Below are 15791 nucleotides of genomic sequence, written 5' to 3'. Positions count from 1 at the left end.
CCGGAAGCTAAGCCTCACAGCGCCGATGGTACTGCAGGGGGGACCCTGTGGGAGAGTAGGACACCGCCGGACTTCTTTTAAAAAGAGGCCACCCCAATGCTGGGGTGGCCTCTTTTGCGTTAAGGGCTCGCATCTCGTGCGTCCTCGATGCGACCATGGGGTCATGGGCTCCGTCGATGATTACCTGGCCACGCTGGCGCACGATGACCGAGCAGCTGTCGAGCGCGTCTACGCGTTGGCACTCGAGGTCGTCCCCGAAGCGGCGCAGGGTCTCGGCTACGGGATGCCAGCGCTGACGTACCGTGGCCGTCCGCTGATCTCCGTGAAGCGCACGAAGACGCACTTCGGTGTGTATCCGTTCAGCGCGGCCGTAGTGAGCGCTGTGTCGGCGCAGCTGGCACGCCACGTCGGCGGCAAGGGGACCTTCACCTTCCAGGTAGCGGATCCGTTGTCCGCGGAGGCTGTTAGGGCGATCGTGGACACGCGACGAGCGGAGATCGATGCTGCGGCATGATGCCTGACAGCGCTGCGGTCCGGCAGATCAGCCGTGGAGCGTCGGCATGATTAGGCTCAGCACGATCCCCAGCATGACGACCGCGATCGCTCCGTCCAGAATCCGCCAGGCGCGCGGGGTGTTCAGCCATCGACTGAGGGAGCGGGCGCCGAATCCGAGCGCGGTGAACCACAGGCAACTGGCGAGCACAGCGCCGCCGGCGAAGAGCCAGCGTGCGTCGCCGTGCGTTGCGGCGATGGAACCGAGCATCAGCACGGTGTCCAGGTAGACGTGCGGGTTGAGCCACGTCAGTGCGAGAGCGGTGAGAACCACCGGTGTCAGGGCCCTCGTCGGTGCGACACGCGTGAGGACAGCACCGTCCTGGTGCAGGCTGCCTGGACCAGCGCTTGCCGGGGGAGAATCGTCCGCGGCATCCAGAGCTCCGCCGGTGCCGCGCCATGTGCGGCGGGCCGCCAGCAGGCCGTAGCCAAGCAGGAAGGCGGCGCCCAACCATCGGGCTGCCGTGACGAGCCAGGGTGCGGCCTCGAGGAGGAAGCCGAGTCCGGCGACTCCGGCCAGGATCAGGATCGTGTCCGACGTCGCGCAGATGATCACGACCGCGAGGACATGCTCGCGGCGGATGCCCTGGCGCAGCACGAAGACGTTCTGAGCGCCGATGGCGACGATGAGCGATAGGCCCAGGCCGAGGCCCGCGAGTACGGAGAGCATGGTTCCACGCTATGGTCGCGTTGGGATAAGGTACAGCTCAGATTCCTTATCTTGCATTAGGGGAGCTTAGTAATGCGGATTCCATCCGAGTCCGCGGCAACGGTCGCGGCAATCATCGATGCGGGCAGCCTCGAGCAGGCGGCGCGGCTGCTGAACATCACACCGTCCGCCGTGAGCCAGCGCCTCAAGAGCTTGGAGGAACAGCTCGGGCGCGTGCTGGTCGTGCGGGGCAGACCGGCGACCGCGACCGCCGCTGGCGAGGCGATCGTCCGGCTCGCGCGACAGCTGGCACTCATCGAGCACGATGCGCTGAGCGGCTTCGGCCTCGAGGGATCCACCGGTTCGCGGGTCTCGGTACCGCTCGCGGTCAACGCAGACTCGATGGCGACGTGGTTCCTGCCGCCGCTTGCCCGACTCGCTCGCGAGCGTAGTATCGACTTCGACCTGCACCGGGATGATCAGAACTTCACCGCGCGTCTGCTCGAGTCCGGCACCGTGATGGCCGCTGTCACATCCGAGGAGACTCCGGTCGCCGGCTGCACGGTCACGAGGCTCGGCGTGCTGACTTACGACGCGATGGCGACCACGGACTACGTCGAGCGATGGTTCACCGAGGGCGTCACTCCGGAAGCGCTGCGCGAGGCACCGTTCGTCGACTTCGACCGACGGGACTCCCTCCAGCACGATTGGCTCGCCGCTCACGGCGTCGACGAGCGTGGCATCCCGCGGCATTACGTGCCCGCCTCGCACGACTATGCGCAGGCGGTCCAGCTCGGGCTCGGGTGGGGGATGGTCCCGTCGTTGCAGGTGCCGACCGGCCCCGGCATCCTGAAGCTCCTTGGTGGGCACACGATGCGGGTGCCGCTGTACTGGCAGCAGTGGAGTCTGCGCTCCGAGCTCCTCGATACGATCGCTGCGGAGATCGCGACGGAGGCCGCGCGCGTCCTCGAGCGGTGAGGAGTCAGTCCGAAAGGGCGAGGGCGCGGAACATGTCCCGCTCCCGCAGAGCATCACGGCGGTCGTTCGCCGGCGCTACCCTGGCCGGCGGCTGCTGACCAGTGGTGCGGTGATAGAGCTCGTCGATCAGGCGGGTCGCCATGTGCACGAGCCGCGCGATCTCCTTGTCATCCCGGTCGATCCACACGCAGCGCGGCTCGTCGTGGATGGGTCGGAACTGGTCGTGCTCTTCCCAGACGAACAGCGTGCGCTCGGCGCCGAGCACATGCTGCTGCCACCAGATCTGGCGCAGGTACGTGCGCGGAATCGTGCGCCAGTCCTTGTTCGTGGTCTTGATCTCGGCCAGCGTCACGCGCCCGGACTCGTCCTGGACGATGCCGTCCGGAGTGGCCAGGTGCCGGTGCTCGACCTCGGCGCGGAACAGCGCAGACGACGGCTGGATGCCGTGGGTCGCCGCGACCCAGGCCGCGATCTCGGGTTCGCGCCGCCGGCCGTGGTCGGTGAAGGCGTTGCCGCCGAACCGTGCGCCGTTACCGAGCTTGGCATCGGCGGCGCGGGCGAGCGACTTCTCCCCGGACAGTCCGGCGATGTCGGTCGCGGTGATCCCTCGGGCTCTGGCTCGGAGCCACGCGACACGGTCACGGGAGTCCGCGACGATGCGTGCTTCGAGGTCGGGGGTCACCTTTCGAGCTTAACCCCGCAATGCGGGCGCGCTGTCCGCCCACGCCGCCGCTGGGCGCGGTCGCCGAGCTGAACCGATCTGGTTCGGCGGTTCGCCGAATGGACGGGATGCTGCCGAGAGAACGAGATGCGAGCGCGCGCAGGCCGTGCAGTCGGTGCGAAGCCGTTCGCTCGCGTGCAGACGATACCGGTCGGGATGCGCTGGAGGTGTGCGCTCCAGGCCACAGGACCCGCTCTGCACAAGCGCCGGACTGCGGGCATCTGCTCACAGATGCCGGGTATCCGTGGTCGCGCCTGGACCCGCACCGCGCATCATTGCGGTGTGTCGAACTCCGTTGCCCTCCTCGCCCCGCAGATCCGATCACGACGAGCGCTCCTGCTCGATGGGTGGAGCGCTCGGGGACTGGCGAGAGCGCAGGCCGAGCAGCGCATCAAGAGCGTGCGCAATGGGTGGTACATCGACGTGCCCACCTGGAAGGGGCTGCACGGCGAGGACCGGCATCTTGTGCGTGTCATCGCCGTGGCAAGGGACGCCGCAGGCGGCGCAGTCATGTCCCATATCTCGGCGGCAGTGCTGTGGGGTCTGCCGCTGTACCGCTCATCTGACGATCGAGTGCACATGACTCTGGGCGAGGGCGGGCGCATCTCCAGCAGCACCGATGTCCTCAGGCACACCGCGTCCGTGGCGTCAGCAGACGTCGTCGTGATCGATGGAATCCGCTGCACGAGCCTGTCTCGCACGGTCTTCGATCTCATGCGCAGCTGTTCATTCGAGCTCGCTGTCAGCGCAGCGGATGCGGCGGAGCGCATGATGGCGCTGCGCGGGCGGGAGTGGGATCTGAATGCCGTGGAGTCCTGGCGACGCGGAATGCGTGATCGACTCGATCAGGCGACGGGTGCACGCGGCATCCGACAGGCCCGATGGGTCGCAGCGTTCGCAGATGGGCGTGCACAGCTGCCAGGCGAGAGCGTCAGTCGTCTGCAACTGCATCGTCTCGGTTTCGCCGCACCGCGGTTGCAGGTGCCGGTTGCCGCGCCCGACGGCGGACACTACTTCGTGGATTTCGGTATGGAGGACGTCCGATTCTTCGGCGAGTTCGACGGCGAGAGCAAGTACCGCGACGAGGCGATGCGTCGCGGTATGTCGCTCGAGGATGTGCTTCTCGAGGAGAAGCATCGCGAGGACTGGATCCGCGGTCGGACGCAATGGGGGATGGCGCGATGGGGATCCTCGCACATCCGCACAGCGCGAACGCTCGGCACCAGACTGGCCTCGTTCGGAGTCCGAGCGCCATGACGCATCTGCAACTCCGCCACGGTCGTCGCGTCGCGTCGCGTCGCGTCGACTCGCTTCGTCCGCCGAACGGACGGGATGCGGCCGAGCGAACGACATGCGCGCGCGTGCATGTCGTTCGCTCGACGCAAAGCCGTTCGCTCGGCGCCAGAGGGGCCAGGGACTCGGGGGGCGCCTCGGCGAGAGATCCGCGAACACGAGAGCGCGCTCGATTTGGGGACACGCCGCGCATCGAGTACCATAGAACCAACCGAAGACCGCTGGTCATCGTCGTGCGCGAGCAGGGCGATCGAAGCACTGCAATGCAGAGGCCCGCGCAGGTGACACGAACTGATTCAGCTCCGTGCGCTTGCGCCGGAGCTTTTTTGTTGCCGTGAAGGTCGAGGTCGGCGCCTCACCGCCGTGAGGCGCCTCGTACACACCAAGGAGTGACCATGGCGCAGAAGGATGCATCGGTCGCCGAGCTCACGAAGTCATTCGAGAACTCGTCCGCCGTTCTGCTGACCGAGTACCGCGGTCTGACGGTTGCCCAGCTCAAGGAGCTGCGCAACAGCATCCGTCAGGACGCTGAGTACGCCGTGGTGAAGAACACGCTGACCAAGATCGCCGCCAACAAGGCTGGCATCACCGCGCTGGACGACGACCTCAAGGGTCCGTCGGCCGTCGCGTTCGTGCACGGTGACTTCGTCGCCACTGCCAAGGCTCTTCGTGACTTCGCCAAGGCCAACCCGCTTCTCGTGATCAAGGCCGGCATCTTCGAGGGCAACGCGCTCTCCGCCGACGAGGTCAACAAGTACGCCTCGCTGGAGAGCCGTGAGGTTCTGCTGGCGAAGGCTGCGGGCATGATGAAGGCGACGATGGGCAAGGCCGCGGCCACCGTCGACGCTCTTCGCGCAAAGCTGGAGACCGCCGAGGCCGCGTAAGCGACCGGTGTTCTCGATCAATAAACCCCATCTATTAGGAGATACATCATGGCTAAGCTCACCACTGAGGAGCTGCTCGAGCAGTTCGCCGGCCTGACCCTCGTCGAGCTCAACGACTTCGTCAAGGCGTTCGAGGAGAAGTTCGAGGTCACCGCTGCTGCTCCCGTCGCCGTTGCCGGTGCCGCTGGTGGCGCAGGCGCTGCTGAGGCTGAGGAAGAGAAGGACTCCTTCGACGTCATCCTCGAGGCTGCTGGCGACAAGAAGATCCAGGTCATCAAGACGGTCCGCGAGCTCACCTCGCTCGGCCTCGGCGAGGCCAAGGCTGTCGTCGACGGTGCACCGAAGGCTGTCCTCGAGGGCGCCAACAAGGAGACCGCCGAGAAGGCCAAGGCTGCTCTGGAAGAGGCAGGCGCCACGGTTACCCTCAAGTAATCACAGCGTCTCAACGCTTCGAAAGGCCCCGGGTTCGCCCGGGGCCTTTCTGCGTACCCGCTCGAGTCAGGATGCCGGTCCCGCCGTCGAGTTCCGCATCACCAGGACGGATGCCGCGGCGACATGCTGCACCCCGGCATCCGGATCCGCCAACCGCGCCTGCAGCAGGCCGACGGCCTCTCGCCCCTGCTCACGTGGATGCTGCCGGATGGTCGTGAGGGCGAACATCTCGGCATCCCTGTGGTCATCGATGCCGATCACGCTCAGCTGGGACGGGACCGAGATCCCGAGTCGGCGCGCGGCGATGATCGTGCCGATCGCCGCCTCGTCGCAGACGCCGACGACGGCGGTGGGACGCGACCGGCGATCGCCGAGCAGGTCGACGGCCGCCGCATAGCCGCTCGACATCGAGGACTCTGCCGGCGCGACTCTCGGCTCGGCGCCCGCGACCGCCATCGCCTCGCGATAGCCGGCGAGGCGGCATTCGTCGCCGATGCTCGCGCCGGTCACTTCGCTCCCGCCGACGAACGCGATGTCGGTGTGGCCCAGATCCAGCAGGTGCTCCGTCGCGATGCGGGCGACGCTCAGATCGTCGATCGCGACCGTGCTGCTGCCGTCGCTGTAGGGGCCGACGCACACCAGCGCGCGGTCGAGTCGCAGCAGGCGCTCGAGCTCCTGCGCGCTGGGCTGGATGCCGGCGGCGATCAGACCGTCGAAACGACGGCGGGGGAGCACCTCGTCGAAGACGCGCTCGCGGAGCCGGCTGGCTTCGCGGATGTCGTAGAGCGCGAGATCGAGATCGGCGTCCAGCAGCGCTTCCTGGATTCCGGCGACGAGCTCGGTGAAGAACCAGCGATCCAGGGTCGGGACGATCACGGCGATCGTGCCGGTGCGCCCCGTGGCGAGGCTCGTCGCCGAGGAGTGCGCGACGTACGAGAGATCTGCCGCGGCATCCACCACGCGCCGACGTGTCTCCTCCGAGACGTAGCCGCGTCCGCTGAGCGCCCGGCTGGCGGTCGCCTTGGACACCCCGGCGCGCGCCGCGACATCCGCGATCGTGCTCATGGGTCCTCCTCGACGCCGGGCGCTGCACCGCGCACGCCCTTGAGAATAGCCCTCCCTGCGGCGAAACGGAACCGGTTCCAGGCGATGCGCGCGGGAGCGCTCCCATGCAAAGCGGTCGATCCGGCGAAAAGGTTGCCGGGTTGTGATGAATCGGCATTGTGCAGGGCATGCTCCGGCCAGTAGGTTGGCCTGGAATCGGTTCCCGATTCGGCCGCGGACGAGACGGCCGCATCTTCTGGGGACGTGAAACTCGAGGAGGAGAAATCACATGACTCTTTCGCAGCGCAAGAGGCTGATCGCGCCGCTCGCCCTTCTGGGAGCCGCGGGCATCGCCCTGGCCGGATGCGGTGCGCCTGGCGCGCCTTCCGGCGGCGGTGGCGATGGCGGCGGAGACGTCGACGGCGAGACCGTCACGATCTACGGCACGATCGTGGATGCCGAGGCCGAGCTGCTCGACGAGTCCTGGGCGGACTTCGAAGAGGAGACCGGCATCGACATCAAGTACGAAGGCAGCCAGGACTTCGAGACGCAGCTCGGCACGCGAGCGCAGGGCGGCAACCCGCCGGACATCGCGATCTTCCCGCAGCCGGGCCTGTTCGCCGACTTCGCGTCGCGCGACTTCCTCGTTCCCGCACCGGAAGAGGTCGAAGCGAACGCGAACGAGTACTGGTCCGAGGACTGGGTGAACTACGGAACGGTCGACGACACGTTCTACGGTGCGCCGCTGATGGCGAGCGTCAAGGGCTGGATCTGGTACTCGCCCGCGAAGTTCGCGGAGTGGGGCGTCGAGGTTCCGACCACGCTGGACGAGCTGAACACGCTGACCGCCACGATCCAGAGCGCGACCGGTGCTGCTCCGTGGTGCGCGGGCTTCGAATCCGGCACGGCGACCGGCTGGCCGGGTACGGACTGGATCGAGGACTACGTCCTGCGCCAGGCCGGCACCGACGTCTACGACCAGTGGGCCGCGGGCGACGTTCCCTTCACTGACCCGCAGATCAAGACCGCGTTCGACTCGGTCGGCGAGATCCTGCTGAACCCGAGCTACGTCAACGCCGGCTTCGGTGATGTCCGCTCGATCAACTCGACCGCGTTCGGCGACGTGGCGCCCGCCCTCGCCGCAGGAACCTGCGCGCTGACGCACCAGGCGTCGTTCCTCTCCGGCTTCTACCCGGAGGGCACGAACGTCGCCGAGGACGGCGACGTGTGGGCGTTCATCCTCCCGGGTGAGTCCGAAGGCGACGTCACCGTCACCGGCGGTGGCGAGATCGTCGGCGCGTTCAGCGACTCTGAGGCGACGCAGCAGGTGCAGGCGTACTTGTCCAGCCCGGAGTGGGCGAACTCCCGTGTCAGCCTCGGCGGTGTCGTCTCGGCGAACAGCGGGCTCGACCCGGAGAACGCTCAGGACCCGATCCTGCAGGAGACCGTCAAGATCCTGCAGGACCCGGAGACGACGTTCCGCTTCGACGCGAGTGACCTGATGCCCGGTGCCGTCGGCGCCGGCACGTTCTGGAAGGGCATGGTCGACTGGATCAACGGTGCCTCCACGGACTCCGTCCTGACCCAGATCGAGACCGGCTGGCCGAGCGAGTAATCGGCTGCGCGGGCCGCCTCCGCTCCGGCGGAGGCGGCCCGCTTCACACCCGGGCGTGACGCATCGTCGCTCCGCCCTCTGATTCCGCGTCGTGAAAAGGGGAACACGTGACCGCGACAAGTTTCTTCGGATGGGTCAGCTCATTGCCGCCCGTCCTGCAGGCCGTGGTGGTGGTGATCGCCTTCGCCATCGTCGTAGCGCTCATCCTGCTGCTGGTCGACATCGCTCCGCGCAAGGGGACGCTGTACACCGGCATCCGCCTGGCCATGTGCCTCGTGATCCCGTTCGCCGTGATGTGGTTCTTCAACTCCTGGTACTGGGCGATGGGGGTCGCCGTCGCGGTGGGGGCGCTGTTCTTCTTCCTCGACTACCGTTCCCGTGACGGAGCGGGGTACCTGATCCAGCTGGTCGCCTTCATGGCGCCGGCCTTCCTGCTCCTGCTGGTCGGGCTCGTCCTGCCGTCGATCCAGACCGTGTATGCGTCGTTCTGGAACTCGAGCGGCGACAACTTCATCGGCCTGAACAACTACATCTGGATCTTCACCCAGTCCGACGGCATCACGGCGGTGGTCAACACCATCGTGTGGGTGCTCATCGTCCCCGTTGTCTCGACGCTCGTCGGGCTCGCCTATGCCGTCTTCATCGACCGCACGCGCGGCGAGAAGATCTACAAGATCCTGGTGTTCATGCCGATGGCGATCTCGTTCGTCGGCGCCAGCATCATCTGGCGATTCATGTATGAGTACCGCGGGCCCGAGTATGAGCAGATCGGTCTGCTGAACCAGATCCTGGTGTGGTTCGGCGGCGAGCCGCAGCAGTGGCTGCTCAACGAACCGTGGAACAACCTGTTCCTCATCGTCGTGCTCATCTGGGTGCAGACCGGTTTCGCGATGGTGGTGCTCTCGGCATCCATCAAGGGGGTGCCGGCCGAACTCCTCGAGGCGGCCGAGCTCGACGGGGCGAACGCCTGGCAGCGGTTCTGGTCGGTCACGGTCCCGGCGATCCGCCCGGCGCTCATCGTGGTGCTGACGACCATCTCGATCGCATCGCTCAAGGTGTTCGACATCGTCCGCACCATGACCGCCGGCAACTACGGCACCAGCGTGCTCGCGAACGAGATGTACACCCAGTTCTCGAAGTTCGAGGCGGGGCGCAGCGCCGCGCTGTCCGTCATCCTGTTCATCCTGGTGCTGCCGATCGTCATCTACAACGCGCGCCAGATCAAGAAGCAGCGGGAGATCCGATGACCCCTTCGACAAGCTCAGGGACCCTTCCTGTCGACGCGAACACCACGCGCGCCATCACCACGGGCGGCAGGTTCGAGGCATCAGCCGGGCGTGCGCGCAAGCGGTTGAGCCGGCCATGGGCGACGGTCGCCTCGGTCGTGATCGCCGTGCTCTGGACCATCCCGACTCTCGGGCTGTTCATCTCGTCCTTCCGCCCGCGCGATGACATCAACACGTCCGGGTGGTGGACGGTGTTCGCGGATCCCGAGTTCACGCTCGAGAACTACGCCGAGGTGCTGCAGTCCGGGACCACACAGTTGACCATCCTGGAGTCGTTCGTCAACTCGATCGCGATCACGATCCCGGCGACGCTGATCCCGCTGATGATCGCGTCGATGGCGGCGTACGCGTTCGCCTGGATCGATTTCAAGGGACGCAACGCGCTGTTCATCTTCGTGTTCGCGCTGCAGATCGTGCCGATTCAGATGGCGCTGGTGCCGCTGCTGACCTCGTTCTCGAAGGGCCTCAACCTCTTCGGGGTGCAGGTCACCGAGTCGATCCAGGCGTCGGACGGCTACGCGCAGGTGTGGATCGCGCACACGATGTTCGCCCTGCCGCTGGCGATCTATCTGCTGCACAACTTCATGTCCGAGATCCCCGGCGAGATCATCGAGGCGGCAAGGGTCGACGGCGCATCGCGCGGCCAGATCTTCTTCCGCATCGTGCTGCCGCTCACCATGCCGGCGATCGCATCGGTCGCGATCTTCCAGTTCCTGTGGGTCTGGAACGACCTGCTTGTCGCCCTCGTGTTCGCGGACGGTGCGGCATCGCCGATCACGAAGGTGCTCGCCGAGATCACCGGACGCGGCGAGGGCTGGTACCTGCTCACTGCGGGGGCGTTCGTGTCGATCATCGTTCCGCTGATCGTGTTCTTCGCTCTGCAGCGCTACTTCGTGCGCGGTCTGCTCGCGGGGTCGACGAAGGGGTAGTGCGCCACCGTCGCGATGCGTAACAGGCGCGGGTCGCGAAGGGAAGCCGGACGTAGGCTGTGACCATGTCCGAGTACTCCTTCGCCACCCGCGCCATCCACGCAGGCCAAAAGCCCGACCCGCTGACGGGAGCGATCATCCCGCCGATCTATCAGGCCTCCACGCACGTGCAGGACGGGATCGGCGGATTCCGCGACGGCTACGAGTACAACAGGGCTGGCAACCCGACGCGCAGTGCGCTCGAGACCCAGCTCGCCGCTCTCGAGGGCGGCTCTGCCGCGCTGTCGTTCGCCTCAGGGCTGGCCGCCGAGGACGCCCTGCTGCGCGGCATCCTGAAGCCCGGCGACCATGTGATCCTCGGCAACGACGTGTACGGCGGAACGTACCGCCTGCTCACGAGGGTGCTCGCGCCGTGGGGCATCGACACGACGACGGTCCAGCTGGAGGATGCCGATGCGATCCGCGCGGCCCTCCGGCCGGAGACGAAGATCGTCTGGCTCGAGACGCCGAGCAATCCGCTGCTGAAGATCGTCGATATCGCGGCCGTCGCCGAGATCGCGCACGCGGCGGACGCGATCGTCGTCGTGGACAACACGTTCGCCTCCCCGGCGCAGCAGCAGCCGCTCGGGCTGGGCGCTGATCTCGTCGTGCACTCGACGACCAAGTACCTCGGCGGGCACTCCGACGTGCTCGGCGGCGCCGTCGTCTTCGGCGATGACCGCTTCTACGAGCCGATCAAGTTCCAGCAGTTCGCCGTCGGCGCGGTCTCGGCACCCCTGGACGCCTGGCTCACGACCCGCGGCATCAAGACACTCGCGGTGCGCGTCCGCCAGCACAGCGAGAACGCGCAGGCGATCGCAGAATGGGCGGCCGAGCGTCCGGAGTTCGAGACGGTGTTCTACCCCGGCCTCGCCACGCACCCCGGCCACGAGATCGCGGCGCGTCAGATGAGCGGCTTCGGCGGGATGCTGTCGCTCGCGCTGGCTGGCGGTGCCGAGTCCGCCCGCGCCTTCGTGGAGAGCACGAGCGTCTTCCAGCTCGCCGAGTCGCTCGGCGGCGTCGAATCGCTGATCAGCTACCCGCCGGACATGACGCACGCATCCGTGCGGGGGACCGCCCTGGCGGTGCCCGAGAACCTGGTTCGGCTGTCCGTCGGCATCGAGGACATGCGCGACCTGATCGCCGACCTCGAGGCCGGCCTGGAGCGCATCGCCGGCTGACGTCGCCCCGAGGCCGCGAGACCTGCACCGTTGCGCGCGCTCGCGGCCTTCGGCGTTCGTCCGGCGGGGAGTAACATGGTCGGATCGATGCACTCGAATCGATTCGATCCCCCGCGCCCCGGAAAGCTCTCTTGACCGACTCATCTCGCCACGACACCAGTACGCCTCATACGCACACCGACTCGCTCCCTGCTCCGTCATCCGATCTCACCCCCAGCGGCACGATCCGCACGATCACCGGCAGCATCCGTACCTCGACGCCCACCGGCGCCATCCGCACGCTCGGCTCGAATCCGGCGACCGCGCCGATCATGCTGCACCCCGGCGACGCGATCTCCGCGCGCCGCCGCACGCTCTACATCCTGCTGCTCGGCGCCCTGACGGCGCTGGGACCGTTCACGATCGACCTCTACCTTCCCGCATTCCCGCTGCTGGAGAGCGACTTCCAGACCACGGCGGCCGCGATCCAGCTCACGCTCACCGGCACCATGATCGGTTTCGCGATCGGGCAGCTCGTCGTCGGCCCCCTCAGCGACAAGGTCGGTCGGCGGATCCCGCTGATCTCGGTGACCGCGCTGCACGTGATCGCCAGCGTCGCGGCGGCCCTCGCCCCCGATCTCCTCCTGCTCGGAACCGCACGCGTGTTCATGGGCATCGGCGCCGCGGCCGGCGGTGTGGTCGCCATGGCCATCGTGCGCGACCTGTTCGGCGGGCGTCGACTCGTCGTGATGCTGTCGCGCCTCGCGCTCGTCTCCGGCGTCGCCCCTGTGGTTGCCCCGCTCGCCGGTTCCGCGCTGCTGGCGGTCATGGACTGGCGCGGCATCTTCGTCGTGCTCGCCTGCTACGGCGGGGTGATGCTCGTCTCCGGTCTGTTCTTCATCCCCGAGACCCTGCCGAAGGAGCGCCGTCACGACCGCGGGTCGTCGACGGTGCTGCAGCGCTACAAGAGCGTCTTCTCGGACCGCGTGTTCGTCGGCGTGCTGATCATCGGGGGCATGACGTTCTCCGGCCTGTTCTCGTATCTCTCGGCATCCTCGTTCCTGTTCCAGCAGACGCACGGTCTCGACGCGCAGCAGTACGGTCTGCTGTTCGCGGCGAACTCGATCGGGCTCGTGATCGGCGTCCAGACGTCATCGCGCCTCGCTGCTCGATTCGGTCCGCAGTGGGTGCTGGCGTTCTCGACGGTCGCGCTGCTGATCTCCGGCGTCGCGATCATCGTCACCGACCAGCTCGGCCTCGGCCTGTGGGGCACCGTGATCCCGCTGTTCCTGTTCATGACCTCGTGCGGTTTCACCTTCCCGTGCGTGCAGGTGCTCGCCCTCGACCGGCATGGCAAAGCGGCCGGCACCGCGGCATCAGTGCTCGGCGCGTGCAACAACGGCGTTGCCGCGATCATCTCGCCGATCGTGTTCCTGATCGCCGGCGGCGGAGGCGTCACGGCGACCACGATGGCATCGGTCATGGTGGGGTGCGCGATCATCGGCATCCTCTCGCTGTGGGTGATCGTGCGTCCGCGTACGGTCGGCATGCTGACTCCCTGATCCGGATGCCGGGTTTCCGCGGCGCCGCACGGCAGAATGGGCGGATGCGACGGAACCTGGCATGGTGGGGGATCGGCGCCCTTCTGGTGGCGATCGCGATGGGGGCGGTGTTGACGCTCGACGGCGGCGCCGACGAACCGTCGGCGCTGGACACGTGGTGGCACGACCTGATGGTCGATTCCGCACCGAGTGCGCTGGTCGCGTTCTCGCACCTGATGAACCGCATCGGCGGCGGGTGGATCGCGATCCTCGTGGTGCCGGGTGTCGTGGCGGTCGGGCTGCTGATCGCGCGCCGCTGGCGGTCGGCGGTGTTCGCACTCGCCGCCTTCGCCATCAGTGCACTGCTCGTGCAGGTGCTCAAACAGGTGTTCGGTCGCGCGCGTCCGGAGGACATGCTCGTGCTGAGCGATTACGGCTCGTTCCCCTCAGGGCACACCGCGAACGCCGCGACCATCGCGGTGGTGATGTGCGTGCTGTTCCCTCGGGTGTGGATGTTCGTCCTGGGGGCGCTGTGGGTGATCACGATGGCGCTGTCGCGCACGGTGCTCGCGGTGCACTGGCTCAGCGACACGGTGGGCGGTGCACTGGTGGGCACCGCGGCCGGCTTGCTGGTCGCAGCGGTGCTGCTGCCGTGGATACGGCGCGATGCGGTGGCCGTTGCGCCGAACGGCCTCGGCCGGGCGGATAGGGTGGTTCCGACCGACTCCGCTGCCGGCCGCACGTCCATCGCGAAGGAGCCAGCCGTGCCGCAGATCCGCCCCTATCGACCCGAGGACCGCGACGGGCTGTTCGACGTGTGCGTGAAGACGGCGGATGCCGGGGCGGACGCCACGGGAACCTTCTCGGACGACGAGCTCTGGGGTCTGCTGTTCGCTGTGCCGTACGCGGAGCGCGACCCTGGACTCTGCTGGGTCGTGGAATCCGAGGACGGCCGGGTCATCGGCTACATCGTCGGGACGGATGACACGGATGCCTTCGAGGAGTGGTTCCGCGACGAATGGTGGCCGCGCTACGCCGACCGCTTCCCGAAGCCGGTCGAGGCGCAGAGCCCCGAGGAGAAGATGCTCGACTACGCGTACAGCCGCGGACCAGGGCGCGAGGACAACGCGGGGGAGTACCCCGCGCATCTGCACATTGACCTGCTGCCGGAAACCCAGGGGAAGGGACTGGGGCGCCGCCTGCTCGAGACCCTGTTCGCCGAGCTGCGTCGTCGCGGGGTTCCCGCGCTGCACCTGGGCATGAACCCGGCGAACACAGGAGCCGGTGCGTTCTACGACCGGGTCGGCATGCACCGGCTGCCCGGACCGGAGGCGTCCTGCATGTACGGCATCCGGTTCGGCGAGTCCGCCAGCTGAGCGGAAGCGCCGCGCGGAGCCTCTGGCGGCGTGGGGGCCTGGGTATCGACGTGCCAGCCGTCAGCGAGAAATGCTGAAGGGCCCCACTTCGTGAGGCCCTTCAGCATTTTGGCGGTGACGGCGGGATTCGAACCCGCGGTTGCTTGCACAACACACGCTTTCCAAGCGTGCTCCTTCGGCCGCTCGGACACGTCACCAGGGAACAACCTGTCCATCTTATCCGATCGTCCACGCTGTCGTGACCACGCCGCCGTGGCCCTCGCCTCGCCATCGCGGAATGGGGCGGGCAGCCGCAGTCAGGCCAACCGCCTCGGCATCCAGGGATGCCGCCTAAGATCTTGGGGTGGCAACTCCCAAGATCGTGCTGTTCTACGTGTTCACCCCGCTCGCCGACCCCGAGGCGATCCGGCTCTGGCAGCGCGACCTCGGTGAGGCGCTGGGTCTTCGGGGCCGCCTGATCATCTCCCAGGACGGCATCAACGGCACTCTCGGCGGCGACCTCCCGGCGCTCAAGAAGTGGGCGCGCTCGTTCCGCTCGTATGCCCCGTTCGCGGGCGTCGACATCAAGTGGAGCGAGGGGACCGGACTCGACGGCACCGGACGCAGCCTCGACTTCCCCAAGCTGAGCGTCAAGGTGCGCGATGAGATCGTCTCGTTCGGCGCCCAGGGCGAACTGCGCGTCGACTCGGACGGCGTCGTCGGCGGAGGCACGCGCCTGACCCCCGAAGCCCTGCATGAGCTGGTCGCCGAGCGCGACGACGTCGTGTTCTTCGACGGCCGCAATGCGCTCGAAGCCGAGATCGGCCGGTTCAGGAACGCCATCGTCCCGGATGCCGAGACCACACGCGACTTCGTCGAACTGCTGGATTCCGGCGCGTACGACGATCTCAAGGACAAGCCGCTCGTCACCTACTGCACGGGCGGCATCCGCTGCGAAGTGCTGTCCAGCCTCATGACGGCGCGCGGCTTCGGCGAGGTGTACCAGCTCGAAGGGGGCATCGTCCGCTACGGCGAGACCTACGGGGACGACGGGCTCTGGGACGGTTCGCTGTACGTGTTCGACGGCCGCGGTTCGGTCGACTTCTCGGATCACGCCGCCGTCATCGGGCAGTGCGTCGGATGTCGTCGCCCCACCAAGCGCACGGCGAACTGCCCTGATCCGTCCTGCCGTGTTCAGCAGGTCGTCTGCGACGACTGCGGTGCGCTGCCCTGCACCGCACACGCGCAGCACTCGCACACCGAGCCAGCACCCACGGCGCCCGCACACGTGGCGCCGGCGCACACGTCCTGAG

General features: G+C 67.5%; 15 protein-coding genes, 1 tRNA gene and 1 rRNA gene. 13 read left to right on the top strand and 4 right to left on the bottom strand.

Annotated features, from left to right (window positions below; translation table 11 throughout):
• Together rrf and ACWAT3_RS15790 are read left to right on the top strand one after the other, a co-directional pair.
• A 5S ribosomal RNA gene (rrf, locus tag ACWAT3_RS15795) occupies window positions 1-72 on the top strand; the annotation flags it as partial.
• A gap of 91 nt (window positions 73-163) precedes the next feature.
• Window positions 164-514: an iron chaperone gene (locus tag ACWAT3_RS15790; protein ID WP_460799935.1), complete on the top strand. Its 351-nt coding sequence runs from the start codon at window positions 164-166 to the stop codon at window positions 512-514.
• 27 nt (window positions 515-541) lie between these two features.
• On the opposite strand, the gene ACWAT3_RS15785 is transcribed toward ACWAT3_RS15790, so the two are convergent.
• Window positions 542-1222, bottom strand: a complete 681-nt coding sequence (locus ACWAT3_RS15785; RefSeq protein WP_460799933.1) for a LysE/ArgO family amino acid transporter — start codon at window positions 1220-1222, stop codon at window positions 542-544.
• A gap of 72 nt (window positions 1223-1294) precedes the next feature.
• On the opposite strand from ACWAT3_RS15785, the gene ACWAT3_RS15780 reads away from it, so the two are divergent.
• On the top strand, window positions 1295-2179 hold the full coding sequence (locus ACWAT3_RS15780) for a LysR family transcriptional regulator ArgP (protein WP_460799931.1): 885 nt from the start codon (window positions 1295-1297) through the stop codon (window positions 2177-2179).
• Window positions 2180-2183: 4 nt separating this feature from the next.
• Here ACWAT3_RS15780 and ACWAT3_RS15775 read toward each other — a convergent pair whose 3' ends face one another.
• Window positions 2184-2861, bottom strand: coding sequence for a YqaJ viral recombinase family protein (locus ACWAT3_RS15775; RefSeq protein WP_460799929.1), 678 nt, complete (start codon window positions 2859-2861; stop codon window positions 2184-2186).
• 321 nt (window positions 2862-3182) lie between these two features.
• Between ACWAT3_RS15775 and ACWAT3_RS15770 the strand changes: the two genes are divergently transcribed.
• The 3 genes from ACWAT3_RS15770 (at window position 3183) to rplL (ending at window position 5509) form a co-directional block, all read left to right on the top strand.
• Window positions 3183-4157, top strand: coding sequence for a hypothetical protein (locus ACWAT3_RS15770; RefSeq protein ID WP_460799927.1), 975 nt, complete (start codon window positions 3183-3185; stop codon window positions 4155-4157).
• Between the two features lie 431 nt (window positions 4158-4588).
• Complete coding sequence (gene rplJ / locus ACWAT3_RS15765; protein WP_406249254.1) at window positions 4589-5077, top strand: 50S ribosomal protein L10; 489 nt, start codon at window positions 4589-4591, stop codon at window positions 5075-5077.
• 48 nt (window positions 5078-5125) lie between these two features.
• On the top strand, window positions 5126-5509 hold the full coding sequence (rplL, locus tag ACWAT3_RS15760) for a 50S ribosomal protein L7/L12 (protein WP_029261007.1): 384 nt from the start codon (window positions 5126-5128) through the stop codon (window positions 5507-5509).
• Window positions 5510-5575: 66 nt separating this feature from the next.
• Here the strand turns inward: rplL and ACWAT3_RS15755 are convergent, their stop codons facing one another.
• Window positions 5576-6574 (bottom strand): LacI family DNA-binding transcriptional regulator, encoded by a 999-nt coding sequence (locus ACWAT3_RS15755; protein WP_460799924.1) that lies wholly within the window; start codon window positions 6572-6574, stop codon window positions 5576-5578.
• A 268-nt stretch (window positions 6575-6842) separates the two neighbouring features.
• Here ACWAT3_RS15755 and ACWAT3_RS15750 point away from each other — a divergent pair, with 268 nt between their 5' ends.
• The 6 genes from ACWAT3_RS15750 to ACWAT3_RS15725 all read left to right on the top strand — a co-directional run bounded on the left by ACWAT3_RS15750 (window position 6843) and on the right by ACWAT3_RS15725 (window position 14499).
• Window positions 6843-8168 (top strand): ABC transporter substrate-binding protein, encoded by a 1326-nt coding sequence (locus tag ACWAT3_RS15750; protein ID WP_460799922.1) that lies wholly within the window; start codon window positions 6843-6845, stop codon window positions 8166-8168.
• A 107-nt stretch (window positions 8169-8275) separates the two neighbouring features.
• Window positions 8276-9415, top strand: coding sequence for a carbohydrate ABC transporter permease (locus tag ACWAT3_RS15745; protein ID WP_460799921.1), 1140 nt, complete (start codon window positions 8276-8278; stop codon window positions 9413-9415).
• The gene (locus ACWAT3_RS15740) at window positions 9412-10383 is read left to right on the top strand and encodes a carbohydrate ABC transporter permease (protein ID WP_460799919.1); all 972 of its coding nucleotides are present in this window, start codon (window positions 9412-9414) and stop codon (window positions 10381-10383) included. The genes ACWAT3_RS15745 and ACWAT3_RS15740 overlap by 4 nt, the downstream gene beginning before the upstream one ends.
• Before the next feature lie 65 nt (window positions 10384-10448).
• A complete protein-coding gene (locus tag ACWAT3_RS15735; RefSeq protein ID WP_460799917.1) occupies window positions 10449-11603 on the top strand; it encodes a cystathionine gamma-synthase in 1155 nt (384 codons plus the stop codon).
• A 311-nt stretch (window positions 11604-11914) separates the two neighbouring features.
• Window positions 11915-13144, top strand: coding sequence for a multidrug effflux MFS transporter (locus ACWAT3_RS15730; RefSeq protein WP_460799947.1), 1230 nt, complete (start codon window positions 11915-11917; stop codon window positions 13142-13144).
• Between the two features lie 44 nt (window positions 13145-13188).
• Window positions 13189-14499, top strand: a complete 1311-nt coding sequence (locus ACWAT3_RS15725) for a GNAT family N-acetyltransferase (protein WP_460799915.1) — start codon at window positions 13189-13191, stop codon at window positions 14497-14499.
• 109 nt (window positions 14500-14608) lie between these two features.
• Here the strand turns inward: ACWAT3_RS15725 and ACWAT3_RS15720 are convergent.
• Window positions 14609-14696, bottom strand: a tRNA-Ser gene (locus ACWAT3_RS15720).
• A 146-nt stretch (window positions 14697-14842) separates the two neighbouring features.
• Here ACWAT3_RS15720 and trhO point away from each other — a divergent pair.
• Entirely contained in the window at window positions 14843-15790 is a 948-nt protein-coding gene (trhO, locus tag ACWAT3_RS15715; protein ID WP_460799913.1) for an oxygen-dependent tRNA uridine(34) hydroxylase TrhO, read from the top strand.
• Window position 15791: the final 1 nt, after the last annotated feature.

It is taken from the genome of Microbacterium sp. GXF0217 (assembly GCF_054798195.1).
The sequence above is the reverse complement of the archived record's forward strand: the minus strand, read 5'-3'. Positions and strand labels throughout refer to the sequence as shown.